General features: G+C 56.7%; 14 protein-coding genes. 9 read left to right on the top strand and 5 right to left on the bottom strand.

The window, feature by feature from the left end:
* Positions 1 to 288 precede the first annotated feature (288 nt).
* Positions 289 to 810 carry a GNAT family N-acetyltransferase gene (locus LZP96_RS19950; RefSeq protein WP_232462971.1) on the top strand — a complete coding sequence of 174 codons (522 nt, stop codon included), beginning with the start codon at positions 289 to 291 and terminating at the stop codon, positions 808 to 810.
* Between the two features lie 66 nt (positions 811 to 876).
* Here the strand turns inward: LZP96_RS19950 and LZP96_RS19945 are convergent, their stop codons facing one another.
* Positions 877 to 1,866 carry a 2-hydroxyacid dehydrogenase gene (locus LZP96_RS19945; protein ID WP_064326029.1) on the bottom strand — a complete coding sequence of 330 codons (990 nt, stop codon included), beginning with the start codon at positions 1,864 to 1,866 and terminating at the stop codon, positions 877 to 879.
* A 209-nt stretch (positions 1,867 to 2,075) separates the two neighbouring features.
* Here LZP96_RS19945 and LZP96_RS19940 point away from each other — a divergent pair, with 209 nt between their 5' ends.
* Genes LZP96_RS19940 through LZP96_RS19930 form a run of 3 tightly spaced genes read left to right on the top strand, consistent with a single transcriptional unit; the run spans position 2,076 to position 5,234 of the window.
* Entirely contained in the window at positions 2,076 to 4,718 is a 2,643-nt protein-coding gene (locus tag LZP96_RS19940) for a YdbH family protein (protein ID WP_258926293.1), read from the top strand.
* A complete protein-coding gene (locus LZP96_RS19935; protein WP_064326031.1) occupies positions 4,715 to 4,906 on the top strand; it encodes a YnbE family lipoprotein in 192 nt (63 codons plus the stop codon). Before LZP96_RS19940 ends, LZP96_RS19935 begins: the two co-directional genes overlap by 4 nt.
* Positions 4,907 to 4,913: 7 nt before the next feature.
* Positions 4,914 to 5,234 (top strand): YdbL family probable chaperone protein, encoded by a 321-nt coding sequence (locus LZP96_RS19930; RefSeq protein ID WP_064326032.1) that lies wholly within the window; start codon positions 4,914 to 4,916, stop codon positions 5,232 to 5,234.
* On the opposite strand, the gene feaR is transcribed toward LZP96_RS19930, so the two are convergent.
* Positions 5,235 to 6,143 (bottom strand): transcriptional regulator FeaR, encoded by a 909-nt coding sequence (feaR, locus tag LZP96_RS19925; protein WP_064326033.1) that lies wholly within the window; start codon positions 6,141 to 6,143, stop codon positions 5,235 to 5,237.
* Positions 6,144 to 6,384: 241 nt separating this feature from the next.
* Between feaR and LZP96_RS19920 the strand changes: the two genes are divergently transcribed.
* A complete protein-coding gene (locus LZP96_RS19920; RefSeq protein ID WP_064326034.1) occupies positions 6,385 to 7,884 on the top strand; it encodes an aldehyde dehydrogenase family protein in 1,500 nt (499 codons plus the stop codon).
* 19 nt (positions 7,885 to 7,903) lie between these two features.
* Here LZP96_RS19920 and LZP96_RS19915 read toward each other — a convergent pair whose 3' ends face one another.
* The 3 genes from LZP96_RS19915 to paaZ form a co-directional block, all read right to left on the bottom strand.
* Entirely contained in the window at positions 7,904 to 9,010 is a 1,107-nt protein-coding gene (locus LZP96_RS19915) for a sensor domain-containing diguanylate cyclase (protein ID WP_064326035.1), read from the bottom strand.
* Between the two features lie 125 nt (positions 9,011 to 9,135).
* Positions 9,136 to 11,409, bottom strand: coding sequence for a primary-amine oxidase (tynA, locus tag LZP96_RS19910; protein ID WP_064326036.1), 2,274 nt, complete (start codon positions 11,407 to 11,409; stop codon positions 9,136 to 9,138).
* A gap of 154 nt (positions 11,410 to 11,563) precedes the next feature.
* Positions 11,564 to 13,609 carry a phenylacetic acid degradation bifunctional protein PaaZ gene (gene paaZ / locus LZP96_RS19905; RefSeq protein WP_064326037.1) on the bottom strand — a complete coding sequence of 682 codons (2,046 nt, stop codon included), beginning with the start codon at positions 13,607 to 13,609 and terminating at the stop codon, positions 11,564 to 11,566.
* Positions 13,610 to 13,895: 286 nt separating this feature from the next.
* Here paaZ and paaA point away from each other — a divergent pair, with 286 nt between their 5' ends.
* Genes paaA through paaD form a run of 4 tightly spaced genes read left to right on the top strand, consistent with a single transcriptional unit; the run spans position 13,896 to position 16,391 of the window.
* On the top strand, positions 13,896 to 14,825 hold the full coding sequence (gene paaA / locus LZP96_RS19900) for a 1,2-phenylacetyl-CoA epoxidase subunit PaaA (RefSeq protein WP_064326038.1): 930 nt from the start codon (positions 13,896 to 13,898) through the stop codon (positions 14,823 to 14,825).
* An 11-nt stretch (positions 14,826 to 14,836) separates the two neighbouring features.
* On the top strand, positions 14,837 to 15,124 hold the full coding sequence (gene paaB, locus LZP96_RS19895) for a 1,2-phenylacetyl-CoA epoxidase subunit PaaB (RefSeq protein ID WP_008502380.1): 288 nt from the start codon (positions 14,837 to 14,839) through the stop codon (positions 15,122 to 15,124).
* Between the two features lie 8 nt (positions 15,125 to 15,132).
* Complete coding sequence (gene paaC, locus LZP96_RS19890; protein WP_064326039.1) at positions 15,133 to 15,879, top strand: 1,2-phenylacetyl-CoA epoxidase subunit PaaC; 747 nt, start codon at positions 15,133 to 15,135, stop codon at positions 15,877 to 15,879.
* A 14-nt stretch (positions 15,880 to 15,893) separates the two neighbouring features.
* Complete coding sequence (gene paaD, locus LZP96_RS19885) at positions 15,894 to 16,391, top strand: 1,2-phenylacetyl-CoA epoxidase subunit PaaD (RefSeq protein ID WP_064326040.1); 498 nt, start codon at positions 15,894 to 15,896, stop codon at positions 16,389 to 16,391.
* Positions 16,392 to 16,394: the final 3 nt, after the last annotated feature.

Here is a 16,394-nt window from a genome sequence, read left to right as displayed (position 1 = left end):
TAGCTGAACAGGAGGGACAGCTGATAGAAACAGAAGCCACTGGAGCACCTCAAAAACACCATCATACACTAAATCAGTAAGTTGGCAGCATCACCAGGTACCAGGATACTCTTCGCAAGCGCCTATTTGATCTGAACCCCTTTTTACCATTATGCAATGCGATGCGGCTAAAAATTACCCTGTCCTGGGTTGACTGAGTGCGTAGCGAGACGCAATGTAAATCTGTTCATTTCACATACAAAATGGCATAACACCCCTTAGCCGAATGAGTAAAGGGAGTAAAAAAAAATGATGGACATCGCCATCTCGCCTGCGCAACCGGATCATTTTGAAGAACTACGCGCCATTGAATTGGCCGCTTTTGAAACGCTGCGAAATGCGGGCGCGGTAACGGGTCAGGCCGCCGCGGGTAGCCTTGCAGAGTTCACGCATTTTTATCACCACGGACTGCTGCTTGCGGCGTTTACCCCGAATAAGGTGCCCGTTGGATTTGTCGCGGGGACGTTTGAGGAGCGATGGCTGCACATTGCTGAAGTCGATGTGCATCCTGACTGGCAACGCAAAGGAGTGGGGCGATTGCTGATGAAAACGATCCTTTCCGCAGGCCAGGCGCTCGACCTGCGCGGCGCTACGCTGACAACGGATATTGCCGCCGCGTTTAATGCCCGATTTTACGCCACGCTGGGGTTTGACATCGCGGATACCCATTCGCAACCACCGCATCTGGCACGCAGACTGGCTGACGAAATCGCCGGAGGTTTTGATCCTGGTCGGCGTACGGCAATGTGGATGAGTTGGCCGGGAAAATGAGACGTATCGGCTCACATATCCCGGCGTGAGCGAAAATTCAGGCGGCCGTCGCCGCCTGAACAGGGCTTATACCAGCGCGTTTGGGCACGCTTCACCCTTTTCAATCTGCTGTAAATTACCCAGCGTCGTTTCTGAAATACTGATCAGCGCTTCGGCAGTCAGGAAAGCCTGGTGGCCAGTAAACAGCACGTTATGGCAGGCAGACAGGCGACGGAACACATCGTCCTGAATCACATCATTGGACTTATCTTCGAAGAACAGATCGCGTTCGTTCTCGTACACGTCCATGCCAAGTGCCCCAATTTTTTGGGTTTTTAGCGCTTCAATCGCGGCTTGTGAGTCAATCAACGCGCCCCGGCTGGTGTTAATGATCATCACCCCATCTTTCATTTGATTAAAGGCTGACTCATTAAGCAGGTGATAGTTTTCGGGCGTCAGCGGGCAGTGCAAAGAAATGACATCTGACTGGGAGAACAGGGTCGACAGATCGACATATTCTACGCCCATCTCCAGTGCCGCTTCGGCTGGATAGGGATCGAACGCCAGCAGACGCATACCAAAGCCTTTCAGAATACGCAGCGTGGCCAGGCCAATTTTCCCGGTGCCGATCACCCCGGCGGTTTTACCGTACATGGTAAAGCCGGTCAGGCCTTCAAGAGAGAAGTTGGCATCACGGGTGCGCTGATAGGCGCGGTGAATGCGACGGTTCAGTGACATCATCATGCCAATAGCGTGTTCTGCCACGGCTTCCGGGGAGTAGGCCGGAACACGTACCACTTTCAGCCCCAGCTCTTTAGCCGCCTCCAGATCGACGTTATTAAATCCGGCGCAACGCAAGGCAATGTATTTCACCCCGTGCTTTTTCAGCTCTTCCAGAACCGGGCGGCTGCCGTCATCGTTCACAAAAATGCAGACTGCTTCGCAGCCGTGAGCCGTTTTAGCCGTTTTTTCGGTCAACAGAAAGTCGAAAAATTCAAGCTCGAAGCCAAAAGTCTCGTTAACATGTTGCAGATACTTTTTGTCGTACTGCTTTGTGCTATATACCGCGAGTTTCATAAGACTTTCTCCAGTGAGTTTACCTTCACGTTAGCATGGTTAAAATAATCTTACAATTTATAAAATTTTATTGAATTCAATAAGTTCTATGAATAATTCTAGAGCATCTATCCTTAAAAATGGCGTTTACTTCAACTGACTGGCTAAACATGCCACAATAATGGGCACCGTCGGCTTATTTTTTCGCTAAATCAGGATATTAACTACCCATGAAGGGTAAATACAAAGCCGCTATCGCGCTTTCTTTGCTGTTCATCCTTGTGCCGCTTACGCTGTTGATGACGCTCGCCCAGTGGCTGCCCACCATCGCAGGGATCTGGCTACCGTCCGGCACGCGAATCGCCTTTGAACAAAGCCCACGACTGACGCGCCACAGCATTATTGTTCCCGATCTTCGTTATCTGGTTGAGGACTGCGAAATTGCACGCCTCCAGAATGCGACTATTTCTCATCCCAGCCGCTGGAAAGTGGACATCGGGATGCTGGATCTCAATACCGTTTGTCTGAGCAAACTGCCCTCATCCGGTCAGGCGACCACCGCCCCCAGGACGCTTGCCGAGTGGCAGGCCCTCCTGCCCAATACCTGGCTCACCATCGATCGGCTCACCCTGTCACCCTGGCAACAATGGCAGGGAAAATTGAATGTGTCACTGACCCCAGCCGTTCAGGAGATCGTATATCAGGGCGAACAGGTGAGAATACGTTCCTCGCTGCGCGGACAAACGCTGACGGTCAGCGAGTTTGCGCTGCACCTGCCGAACTATTCACAGCCAATAACCCTGGTCGGTGAATTTACGCTGCCGCTGGTGCCAGACGGCGCCCCGGTCAACGGTCATGCCCAGGCGACGTTCAACGTGCCACAGCTCTCCTCGAGTGTCGATGCCGACCTCGACTGGGAAAACAATCAGGGACAGCTGGTGATGATGGCGCGGGGCAAGCCCGATCCGCTGCTTGATTTGCCCTGGCAAATGACCAAAGACAGACTGAGCGTAAGCGACGGTCGCTGGAGCATCGAGCCGGCGGGTATGCCGCTGAGCGGCAGAGTCGCGTTCAACGTTGATAACTGGCAGCGCGGTCTGGAAGGCGCGACGATCGGCGGTCGACTCAATGTGCTGACCCGTGGCGATGCAGGTAAAGGTAACGCCGTGCTGACCATCGGCCCGGGAAAACTGAGTATGGACCAAAGCGCCATGCCGCTGCAGCTCACCGGTGAAGCCAAACAAAACGATCTGATTCTTTACGCCATTCTTCCCGCGCAGTTGACGGGCAGTCTGGCCGATCCGCAGCTGAGCTTTGCCCCGGGCGCGCTGTTACGTTCCCGGGGAAGAATCATTGATTCTCTGAATATTGATGAGATCCGCTGGCCGCTGGCGGGGGTGAAGCTGTCGCAAAAAGGGGTCGACGGACGCTTGCAGGCCATTCTGAAAGCGCATGAAAACGAGATGGGCGATTTTGTGTTGCACCTCGATGGCCAGGCGAACAACTTTTTGCCGGACAACGGTCTCTGGCAATGGCGTTACTGGGGTGACGGACACTTCACCCCAATGAATGCCCGCTGGGACGTGGCGGGCAAAGGGGAGTGGCGCGACAGCGTGATTGAGCTGACAGCGCTATCGACCGGCTTTGATAAATTGCAGTACGGCTCGATGCTGGCCAGCAAACCGCGCCTGACGCTCGAAGCCCCGGTGCGGTGGCAGCGCGCGTCGCACCCTCCGCGCTTTAGCGGCGCGTTATCGCTGGATACGGCACAAACGACCTTCACGGGAGGCAGCGTTCTTCCGCCGTCTACGTTGAAATTTAGCGTAGACGGCAGCGACCCCACGCTGTTTCAGTTTAAAGGCGATCTGCACGCGGGTGATATCGGGCCGGTGCGGGTGAATGGTCGCTGGGACGGCGAACGTCTGCGCGGTCAGGCATGGTGGCCAAAACAGTCTCTGACGGTATTCCAGCCGCTGCTCCCGCCTGACTGGAAAATGGATCTGCGCGGCGGCGATCTCTATGCACAGGTGGCATTTTCCGCTGCGGCAGGACAGGGGTTTGAAGCTGGCGGGCACGGCGTGGTAAACGGCGGTAGCGCCTGGCTGCCGGACAATAAAATCAATGGCGTCGACTTTGTGCTGCCGTTCCGCTTTAGCGAAGGCGTCTGGTCACTGGGGACGCGTGGGCCGGTGACGCTGCGCATTGCCGAGGTGGTAAATCAGTTCACCGCCCAGAATATCACCGCCGATTTACAGGGCGATTACCCCTGGTCGGAAGACCGTCCGCTGTTGCTCAGCAACGTCAGCACGGACATCTTAGGGGGCAAAATTACCCTTCAGCAGTTACGGATGCCGCAGCACGATCCGGCGCTACTGCGGGTGCAAAATATCTCGGCAAGCCAACTCATCAGCGCGATTAACCCGAAACAGTTTACGATGTCCGGCCCGGTCAGCGGCGCGCTGCCGTTCTGGCTGAATAACGAACGATGGATCGTTAAAGATGGCTGGCTGACTAACCCCGGTCCGATGACGCTCCGGATTGACAAAGACACGGCGGACGCCATTGTGAAGGATAATATGGTGGCCGGGGTGGCGATTAACTGGCTTCGTTATATGGAAATTTCGCGTTCGTGGACGAAAATCAATGTAGATAATCTTGGCGTATTAACCATGCAGTCGACCCTGAGCGGAACCAGTCGGGTAGACGGGAAAAGTAATACCGTCCATCTCAACTACACCCATGAACAGAATCTTTTTACCCTCTGGCGCAGCCTGCGTTTTGGGGACAATTTACAGGCATGGCTTGAACAACATGCGGCGCTACCCCATGCCCGCTGTCAGGCTGGGAAGAAAGAATGCGAGGAACAACGATGAAAAAGCGGGCAGGCGCGCTCGGCGTGGTCATGGTCGGGATGCTAACGGGCTGTACGCCACGCATTGAAGTCGCGGCACCAAAAGAGCCGATAACCATCAATATGAACGTGAAGATTGAGCACGAAATCCATATTAAAGTGGATAAAGATATCGAAACATTGCTCAAGTCGCGAAGCGATCTGTTCTGAGGTGCGGATGAAAAAGCGGATTATCACAGGGTTGCTGGTGCTGGGGTTAAGTGCGCCGGCATTTGCGCTCACCCTTAATGAGGCGCGCACGCAGGGGCGGGTAGGCGAAACCCTAAGTGGCTATATTGCGCCACTGCGCCAGGACGCTGACACGCAGGCATTGGTCAAAGAGATCAATGCAGCCCGCAGTGAGAGCTATCAGAAACTGGCTGACAGCCATCATTTACCGGTAGATGAAGTGGCAAAAATGGCCGGCCAAAAACTGGTGACCCGGGCGCAGCCGGGAGAATATGTTAAAGGCATTAACGGCAAGTGGATGAAGAAGTGATCAGCGATAGCGCTTGCGATACTCGCCAGGCGAGACGCCAAAGCGCTGCTTAAAAGCCGTTGAGAAATGGCTATGATCGGCAAATCCCCAGCGGTAACCGATGCCCGCCAGCTTTTCCTCATCGCCCGTCGCCCGCAACACCTGCGCACAGAGATCCAGACGTCGGTTTTTGATGTACTGCGCCACCACCAGCCCTTTGTCGGCAAACATGCGATACAGACTGCGCACCGACATGCCGCACTCGGTGGCGATCCACTCCGGACGTAACGCATCCGACTGTATATGGTCGTCAATCAGCGCGACCACATTGCGAAACAGCCGTTCCTTACGCGGCTGAGCCACCTCACGCTGCTGGAAAGCAGGACGGAGCAAACAGACCATCGCTTCCAGCGCCGCCTCGCTCTCCTGCGAACTGAGCGCGGCGTTATTCATACTCTCCCTGAGCAAACGGTGGCTGAGCTGAACGGTAGGCAAATGGCGCGAAAGCGTATGGGCGCAGCTCACCTCCTGGAAACGGCACTGTTGTTCAAGGATTTGGCGCGGTAACAGCAGCGAAATCTGCCGGGAAGGCTCTTGCCAGTAAAGGGCGCAGGGGCGTGAGGCGTCGATTAAGGTAATATCGCCCGCTTCGATCAGGGTCTGGCTGCCATCCTGCTCGACCGTGGCGCGGCCTTCAAGCTGAAAGACGGTATAAAACCAGGCATCATTGCTGGTTTTGATCTCCTGACGGGTACGAAACAGACTGACGGCACCGGCGGTAACGGTGCTGAGCTTGAGGCTGCGGGCGTAGCTGGTTTCCAGCTCGCCGATAAACTGACCGGGCAGAGGGCGAGCCGCGAAGCTCCCGCAGACCTGGTTAATTTGTGCCAGCCAGTGCTGATATTTTTCCTGTTCGCTTGCACACGCCATGGCTCATCTCGCTGCTTTTTAGTTGTTTTCGTATTGTTACATTTGTGTTGCATTTTGTCAGAACCTAAAGGCTGACTATAGGAAAGAACACTCCCTGGTAACAGCGTTATAAGCGGCAATTATCACAATTTGCGGTGCCTGTCACAGGTGGCAAAGCGAATGTCACAGAGACAAAAGCACAATACGTAAACCCCGCATAGACTGCGTTAACACCCTGCGAAGAAAGAGAAAGGAGTTACCGATGTCTGAATCATCTATCGCCATTCTGCCCGCCGTGCAGCAGTTTCTGGACCGACATCATGGCCTGTGGATCGAAGGCCGCCAGGCGGCCTCTGACAGCGAAAAACGGCTGAATATCTACAACCCGGCGACAGGTGACATTATCGCGTCCACCGCCGACGCCAGCGTGGACGACGTGGATCGCGCGGTGATGTCAGGCTGGCGCGCGTTTGTCGCCCGCAGCTGGGCCGGAAAGCTGCCCGCGGAACGCGAACGGATTCTGCTGCGTTTTGCCGATCTGGTGGAACAGCACGGTGAGGCGCTGGCCCAGCTCGAAACCCTTGAGCAGGGAAAATCAATTAACATCTCGCGGGCCTTTGAAGTGGGCTGCACCCTGAACTGGATGCGCTACACCGCCGGGTTAACCACCAAAATTGCCGGGAAAACCCTCGATCTCTCTATCCCTTTGCCACAGGGCGCGCGTTACCAGGCCTGGACCCGCAAGGAGCCCGTAGGCGTGGTGGCGGGGATTGTGCCGTGGAACTTTCCGCTGATGATTGGCATGTGGAAGGTAATGCCCGCCCTGGCGGCAGGGTGCTCAATTGTCATTAAACCCTCCGAAACCACACCGCTGACCCTGCTTCGGGTGGCGGAGCTGGCGAGCGAAGCCGGGATCCCGGACGGCGTGTTTAATGTGGTGACGGGCAGCGGTGCCGTGTGTGGCGCGGCGTTAACGTCTCATCCCCATATTGCGAAAGTCAGCTTTACCGGCTCAACCGCAACCGGAAAACAGATTGCCCGTGCCGCCGCCGACACGCTGACCGGCGTGACGCTGGAACTGGGCGGTAAAAATCCGGCTATCGTGCTGAAAGATGCCGATCCTGACTGGGTAGTTGAAGGACTAATGACCGGCAGCTTCCTCAATCAGGGGCAGGTCTGCGCCGCCAGTTCGCGCATTTATATCGAAGCGCCGCTCTTTGACACCCTGGTCAGCGCTTTCGAACGTGCGGTCAAGTCACTGAGCGTCGGGCCGGGAATGTCGCCGCAGGCGTTCATCAATCCCCTGGTTTCCCGTGCCCATTGCGATAAAGTGCAGGCGTTTCTGGACGAGGCGAAATCCGGCAATGCAGAGCTCATCACCGGCCAGAGCGGCCCGGATAGCAAAGGTTATTATGTTGCTCCGACGTTGGTGGTTAACCCCTCGGAGCAGCTGCGCCTGACGCGCGAGGAGGTCTTTGGTCCGGTGGTGAATCTGGTACGCGTCGCCGACGGAGAAGAGGCGTTGCGACAGGCTAATGATACGCAGTATGGGCTGACGGCAAGTGTCTGGACGCAAAATATCAGCAAAGCGCTGGACTATACAGAGCGTCTGCAGGCGGGCACCGTATGGGTAAACAGCCATACGCTGATCGACGCCAATCTGCCGTTTGGCGGGATGAAGCAGTCCGGTACCGGGCGCGATTTTGGACCGGACTGGCTTGACGGCTGGTGCGAAACGAAGTCGGTATGTGTCCGATACTGACGCAACAAGAGAGGGAATATCAGGCCGACCAGCGATCCCGACCGCCGTCTTTGGCGCGATAGAGCGCGGCGTCGGCCTGAGCGATAACCTGGCCGGCAGAAAGTCCTTTTTGCCTGCTGGCGATGCCCATACTGACCGTCACGCACGCGCTGACCTTTGATTTCTCATGGGGGATGGCTTCGGCCCTCAACGCCTCCTGAATCCGCTGCGCCACCTGTTCGGCCATCTCTTGCGAGCAGTCGAACAGGATCACCACAAACTCCTCGCCGCCATACCGGGAGACCACATCGTCAGGCGTTCGCACCGAGCGTTTAAGCACCTGAGCCACGCGTGTCAGACACGCATCGCCAGCCTGATGGCCGTAATGGTCGTTGTAAAGCTTGAAGTAGTCGACGTCCAGCATAATCACCGTGAACGACTGCCCCTGGTTCACGGCATTCTCCAGCACGTTTTCCATTGCTCGCCGGTTTGCGGTATCTGTGAGCGGATCCTGATGGGCCAGCGTATCAAGACGCGCAATTAACAGCTGATTTTGCTGATTGCGCCGCCATGCCTCGTTAAACCATCGCACCAGGATAAAACGTCCTAAGAGCAGGATCAGCGAAAATACCGCCCAGATCACGGCGAAGCGCAGATTAATTCCCTGATTGAGCACCATGCTGGCAACCGGTAATACCAGCCAGAGGGGGAGCACAAAGGCGAGCAGGCCGCTCGGATAAAAATAGAGCGCGGCCATAGCGGATAACAGCAGAATGACGCACAGCGGCCAGGCGTGGGGCAGTTGCCAGGCGGTAAGCAAGGCGTAGCAGGTGCCGGACCACATCACGCTGGTCAGACATAATACGATGTCGATTCCGCGAACTTGTCGCCAGCCCATAAACACTAACGCCAGCGACAGGACGATGATACCCAGTAAAAAGCCATTCACCATCACGATCAGCGGCTGCGCGATGCTGTAAATCGGGTCAAAATCCGCGAGCATGACGTTACGCAACAATATCATCAGGGCAAAGCTGATGTTCACAAAGGCCAGCCAGGGCAGGTTCAGGGCCAGACCATGGGCGACCATAGCCTCACGGGTGGGCCAGGAGATTAAATCGGTAGGATGAGGGTGCCTTTTGTCCATTAACAGTTATCTTCCAGGCGCAGAGCGCATAAAAAAGGGCGGAGTCTCCGCCCTCAGGGTTTGTCCGATCTCTTAAGATAGTAAACTAAAAAAAGCCGGATCGTTGTGCGTCTGCTGCTGGCAGATTACGGGGCGTCCATTTTCTTGCCGAGCGTGGGGGTTTCATCAAAGAAGTTCCACGGCTTGAGCAGGGCATGTACCCATTCAGTGGGCATGATGGGCCACTCTTCGGCGCGGGCAACGTGCGTGGTGCCGGTGGTTATCCAGACCACATCATCCTGGTTATCAATTGACTCATCATTTTTGCTGTACTGACCCAGCCCGGTATCGTGCGTGGAGCGGTTAGGGTATTTCCCTTCCGGATATTTCTCTGTTGGTTGATAACGCGTCACCCACAGCTGTTTATCCATAAAACTCAAACGATGGTAGATCCACTCGTCTGGCGCAAATTTCGCCCCGGTGGCGACCGGATGCGTGCCGCCTGCGTACGGGATAATTTGATACGAGACGGGATTTCCCATGCGGTTTTCTTTATGCGTGTTGCTCAGCAGACGAATGGTGCCGGGATCGAATTTCTGCGCCGCCTTTTGCTCGCTGTCGATAGTGTACTGATTCACCTCGAGGGCGCTGGTGCGCGGGCCGCCCGCCGTGTTCGGTTTCACCTCCGGGTCGAGGGCGACCAGGCGATTTTCCGTGCCGTCCACGTCCATATCGAGGCGGAAGTTGTAGATGTGCTGATGGGTCGTGCCGACGATGTTATGGTCGATGAGCGTGCCATACTGCGTATCTTTTTTCGCCGTGGCATCGTGCATGGTTTTTGCCTGCACGCCTTTGACGGCTTCGATACCCGTTGCGCCCGCATCAATACCGATTGTACCGTTCTCGTGGAATACCCAGTCGAAGAGGTAATCATAGTTGCCAACCGTGCTGACCCAGCGAACCACCAGCTCACGTCGCTCGGTGCTGACGTTTGGCTGGCCCATCTCCTGGTGTTTGTATTCAGGTCCGGCATAGCGCTCAAAAATGGCGATAGCGCGCGGGATCTCCGTGGGTGCGCCGGTGTAATCGGCGATGGTCTCATTCAGCATCACCGCATTGGCAGGGGCATCTTTACCGCGTACCTGCGGGGAGGTTAACGTCCCCATGCCATAGTCGCCGGAGTCCAGATACGCCTTAAAGTACCAGCCCACGTCCGGATCGCCGTAGGGAACAATCATCCCGCCCAGCGACCCCTGATACATCACCTGACGTTTTTTACCGTTGTCGTTATAGGTGACGGTCGAGATCATGGGCCCAACGCGCGAATCCAGGCTCAGGTGAAAATCCCAGTTTTGCCAGTGCACCCGATCGCCGGTGATGGTGTAGTTCTTGCCCTCCGGCTCCACAATCGAGAGGGGTTTTTTCGTCGCGGCAACGCGGTCGCGCCCATCATAAGGACGCGGCGCTAAGGGCACCGGTACAACCGGGCCTTCTTCAATTTTGATGATTTTTTTCTGTTCGAGATCGACCACCGCCACCAGATTTTCAATCGGGTGCGCCCAGTAGTTGCCATCGCCGACGTCCAGATAGCTCACCACTTTTAGCAAACGATCTTCCTGCTTCAGGCCGTCCTTGCCGTCGAAATATCCCACGGTGAGCGGGGTGGTCATCACTTTTTTCGGATCGTTCACGCCGTGCTTTTTCACGGCCTCGGCAAATTCTGCGCTCTCATTGATGATCTGCTGCACGGTGGCGAAATCATCCAGCAGCACCATGCCGTGGGCGTCTTTCACTGCGGTCCAGCTCAGGACTTTTTTATCCTTAAGATCGACCCGGCTTTCGATGATGTGCTTCCCGTCGAGCATCGTGATATTCGCCTGACGTGGGGTATCAACGGCGGTGCCGTTCAGGACGTAATCCCATACTTTGGCTTTATCCGGCTCGGCAAGGGCGATCTGCGTGAAACGGGTGTTGGGCTTAAAGTCGGCTGAGGCTTTAACAATGCCGACAGCGAGTTTGATTTCCTCCGCGGTTAAAGCGTTCAGAGGATGAGGGCTTTTTTCAACCTGGAAAGTCTGATCGAGTCCCGACTGGAAGACGTCGTTAATGAAGGTGTCAGAGATAAACGCGTGCTTATCTTTCATCACCACCGGAACCTGTAACGTCAACGTTTTGCCGTTCACGATGGCGGTTTTAGCGCCAGGTTTCACCTTCACATAGGCTCCGTCTTTGGTCAGGGTAAACATCCCGGCGTAATCATCCCATTGCACATCGGCGCCAAATGCCGCAAGGGTCGACTCCATGGGAACCATATGCGCTTCGCTGCCGTGGGCGAAGACAGGTGACTGCCATGCACAAAGCAACGTTACTGCCATGGCCAGTGCCGTTTTACGGGGAGAAAAAGAAGAGTGACTTCCCATCGTTGACCTCATTTTAGTTGTTGTGTGTATCGTGTTATGCCAGCGTTATCCTGACAGGCGCAGGCGAAAAGCGTTTGCCTGCATCTGCCAGGTTATTTGTCAGTTTTGCCAGAATGAAAAGCCGGGAAGGGATCGTCCCGGCAAAAGGAGAGGATTACGCGTGACTATCGCCGTGCTGGCGCGCGACCAGCGTCAGGATGGAATAAAGGGCAACGGCCTGCTGATGTTGGTTGAAGATCTCCACCGCCCATTCGACCACGCCGGTCGGTTTTTCTTCTTCGGTACGCTGTTTCTTCAGCGTTTTGCGTTTGCAGGTTAACCGCACCTGAATGGTGTCCCCGGGCTTCACGGGCTCGATAAAGCGCAGATTCTCCATACCATAGTTGGCAATCACCGGGCCGACGCCTGCGTCGACAAACAGCCCCGCCGCAGCAGAGATCAAGAAGTAGCCATGCACGACGCGTTCGCCAAAGAATGACTCTGCCGCGCCAATTTTGTCCATATGGGCGTAGAAGTGATCGCCGCTGAGGCAGGCGAAATTCACGATATCGGTTTCGGTTAAGGTGCGGCGGGGCGTCAACAGGCTGTCGCCCGGCTGCAGCTCCTCGAAGTATTTGCGGAAGGGGTGCACGCGATCCTCATGCACCTCTGCGCCGCGTACCCATTGTTGACCGATAGCCGCCAGCATCGTTGGGCTGCCCTGAATCGCGGTGCGTTGCAGGTAATGCTTCACCGCGCGCAACCCCCCCAGCTCCTCGCCGCCGCCCGCACGCCCCGGCCCGCCGTGCACCAGCTGCGGCAGCGGCGAACCGTGTCCGGTGGACTCTTTAGCCGACTCTTCATTCAGGATCTGGATACGGCCATGGGCTCGCGCCGCGCCGGCAATAAACTGGCGGGCGAGGTGTGGATCTGCCGTCACCAGCGTAGCCACCAGGCTGCCTCCACCGGCGCGAGCCAGCGACAGCGCGTGCCGGGCATCCCGGTAAGGCATGAGGGTGGCTACCGGACCAAAGGCTTCGGTGGCGTGGACGGCGGGCGTCTCATCTGGCTGGGGGCAAAACAGCAGCGTCGGCGGGAAAAATGCGCCTGGCGCCTGAAGATCCGCTTTGCCGCCCAGGCGGATCTGGCAGCCAGCCGCAAGCAGGTAGTCGACCTTTTCCTGAACGTCGGCTCGCTGTTCAGCGTTCACCAGCGCGCCCATTTTGACCCCTTCCTGAGCAGGATCGCCGACCACGACCTTCTCCAGGCGCGCAATCAGCGCCTGGCTTACGGCGTCAATTTGTCCGTGCGGAACGATAATCCGGCGGATCGCGGTACATTTCTGGCCCGCCTTGGCGGTCATTTCACGCACAATCTCGCGAATGAACAGGGCGAACTCAGGACGATCCGGCGTGACGTCCTCGCCTAAAACACAGCAGTTAAGCGAATCCGCTTCCATGGTGAACGGGATCCCGTTCGCCACGATATTGGGATGCACGCGCAGCATCTGCCCGGTGGTCGCCGAGCCGGTAAAGGTCACCACGTCCTGGCTGTCGAGCCGTTCGAGCAGATCGCCCGCGCCGCCGCAAATCAGGCTGATCGCGCCGTCGGGGACCAGCCCGCTCTCCACGATGACCTTCACCATCTCCTGGGTTACCTGCGCGGTGGCGGTTGCCGGTTTAATGATAGCGGGCATGCCGGCAAGCCAGGTGGGGGCGAGTTTTTCCAGCATTCCCCAGCAGGGGAAGTTAAACGCGTTGATATGCACCGCCACGCCCGATTTGGATGTCAGCACGTGGCGCGCCGCAAATCCGCCCTCTTTTGACAGGGGGATCAGCTCATCTTCTGGCCAGAGCGTGTCGTCCGGTAGCTCGCGGCTGCCGAGTCCCGCATAGGTAAACAGCGTGCCGATGCCGCCTTCGATATCCACCCAGCTGTCAGCACGCGTCGCGCCGGTTTGCGCTGAAAGGCTGTAGAAAAGATCTTTGTGCGCGAGCAGATGCCGGGCGACCGCTTTCAGCATTGCGGCACGTTCAATAAAGGTCATCGCATGCAGCGCTTCACCGCCGTGCTCAATGGCAAAGCGGCGGGCGTCGGCCATGTTCAGCCCTTCGCTGGTCACTTCCCATAATGGTTCGCCGCTTATCGCGTGCTGGATGGTGCGCTCACGGCCCTGACCAGACTGCCAGGTGCCGGACAAGAAGCTGGCTAACTTCTGCATCTCTCTTCTCCAAGTGTTACGTCATTTAGCTTTAGATAGTTGGATTATGAATCATAAAAATCAAGTCGTGTTTTTAATGATTTGTTAACAATGTGATCTCGTCAGTGAGTTTCAGGCAGCATTCACCCTCGCTTGAAGGCCATTACGTAAAAGGCTTGCGAGCGACGTCACAAATCAAACAAACATTTCTTGGGGTTATATTTAACCTTTGTGTAACTTTTACGAAACAACATGATTCACTATTTTGCTTTAATGAATCATTTAACGAATCACAAAAGGTGACGATGTGACGGAAGAACAACGCTTTGAGCAGCGCATTGCGCAAGAGACCGCTATCGAGCCGCAGGACTGGATGCCGGATGCCTATCGCAAAACCTTGATCCGCCAGATTGGCCAGCACGCCCATTCAGAGATCGTCGGCATGCTGCCGGAAGGTAACTGGATCACCCGTGCGCCGACGCTGCGCCGCAAGGCCATTTTGCTGGCGAAAGTGCAGGATGAAGCGGGACACGGCCTGTATCTCTACAGCGCGGCGGAGACGCTGGGCTGCGCCCGGGAGGACATCTACCAGAAGATGCTCGACGGCAAAATGAAGTACTCCTCAATTTTCAACTACCCCACGCTGAGTTGGGCAGACATCGGGGTCATCGGCTGGCTGGTAGACGGTGCGGCCATTGTGAATCAGGTGGCGCTGTGCCGGACCTCTTATGGCCCTTACGCACGGGCGATGGTGAAAATCTGTAAAGAAGAGAGCTTCCACCAGCGTCAGGGCTTTGAAGCCTGCATGGTGCTGGCTCAGGGCAGCGAATCCCAGCGTCAGATGCTGCAGGACGCGATCAACCGTTTCTGGTGGCCGGCGCTGATGATGTTCGGACCAAACGATGACAACTCACCCAACAGCGCCCGCAGCCTGGCGTGGAAAATTAAGCGTTTTGGCAATGATGAACTGCGCCAGCGCTTTGTCGACAACACGGTTCCGCAGGTGGAGATGCTGGGGATGACGGTGCCGGATGCGGATCTGCAGTTCGACGCCGGGACCGGGCATTACCGTTTTGGTGAAATTGACTGGCAGGAGTTCAACGAGGTGGTCAACGGACGCGGGATCTGCAATCACGAACGGCTGGCCGCCAAAAACCGCGCCTGGGAAGAGGGGGCCTGGGTGCGCGAGGCCGCTCTGGCGCATGCAAAAAAACAACACACCCGCAAAGTCGCGTAAGGGGAAGCACAATGAGCAATGTTTACTGGCCGTTATACGAAGTTTTTGTCCGCAGCAAACAGGGATTATCCCACCGGCACGTGGGCAGCCTGCACGCAGCCGACGATCGCATGGCGCTGGAGAATGCGCGTGATGCCTATACCCGCCGCAGCGAAGGCTGCTCGATTTGGGTAGTGAAGGCGAGTGAAATTGTCGCCTCGCAGCCCGAAGAGCGCGGTGAATTTTTCGATCCTGCGGAAAGCAAGGTCTATCGCCACCCGACCTTTTACACCATCCCTGATGGCATCGAGCACATGTGAGGGCAGTAATGAATACGACATCCGCATATGCCCTGCGCCTGGGCGATAACTGCCTGGTCCTGTCACAACGCCTCGGAGCGTGGTGTGGACATGCGCCGGAGCTGGAAATCGATCTGGCGCTGGCCAACATTGGTCTCGATTTGCTGGGGCAGGCACGCAATTTTTTAACCTATGCCGCCGAGCTTGAAGGCGAAGGCAGCGAAGACACGCTGGCGTTTTCCCGTGACGAACGCCAGTTCTGTAACCTGCTGCTGGCCGAGCAGCCGAACGGCAACTTTGCCGACACCCTGGTGCGGCAATATTTCATTGATGTGTGGCACGTGGCGCTGTTCAGCCGCCTGACGCAAAGCCGCGACGCCCAGCTGGCGGCGATTGCCGCAAAAGCCATTAAAGAGGCGAGGTATCACCTGCGGTTCAGCCGCGGCTGGGTGGAGCGCCTGGGTAACGGCACCTCCGTTTCGGCAGAAAAAATGCAGCAGGCCGTGGATACGCTGTGGCGTTTTACCGCCGAGCTGTTTGACGCGGATGAGATTGAAACGTCGCTGGCAGCGGACGGTATCGCCATAGACCCGCGTGAACTGCGCGCCGAATGGGAAGCCGAGGTATATGACGGTTTACAGCAGGCCACGCTCACGGTGCCTGCCGAGGCGGCGTATCGCACTGGCGGTAAACACGGGCTGCACACGGAACATCTGGGACCGATGCTGGCAGAAATGCAGTATCTCCAGCGCATGTATCCCGGGCAGCAGTGGTAATGAAGGAGGCCGCCATGCAACGTCTTGTCGAGATCGCCCCGGCGCAAATCCCGCAAATCTGGGCGCTGTTAAGCCAGATCCCCGATCCGGAGGTGCCGGTCCTGACCATTACCGATTTAGGCATGGTACGGAGCGTCGACGCGCAGGGTCAGGGCTGGGTGATTGGTTTTACGCCTACGTACTCTGGCTGTCCGGCGACGGAACACCTGCTGGGCGCGATTCGCGAGACGATGACCGCGCACGGTTTCACGCCGGTCCATATCGTCCTGCAGCTCGATCCGGCCTGGACGACGGACTGGATGACCCAGGACGCCCGCACGCGGTTACGCGAGTACGGCATTAGCCCGCCTGTCGGCCACAGCTGCCATGCGCATGCCCCCGCCGAGGTGACCTGTCCGCGCTGTATGAGCACGCACACCTCGGTGATCAGTGAATTTGGTTCCACGGCCTGCAAAGCGCTTTATCGCTGCAATGACTGCCGTGAGCCTTTCGATTATTTCAAATGTATTTGAGGT

It is taken from the genome of Huaxiibacter chinensis, from assembly GCF_022171985.1.
Lineage (GTDB): Bacteria > Pseudomonadota > Gammaproteobacteria > Enterobacterales > Enterobacteriaceae > Enterobacter > Enterobacter chinensis_A.
Note: the sequence above shows the minus strand (reverse complement) of the source record. Positions and strands in the feature narration are given on the sequence as shown.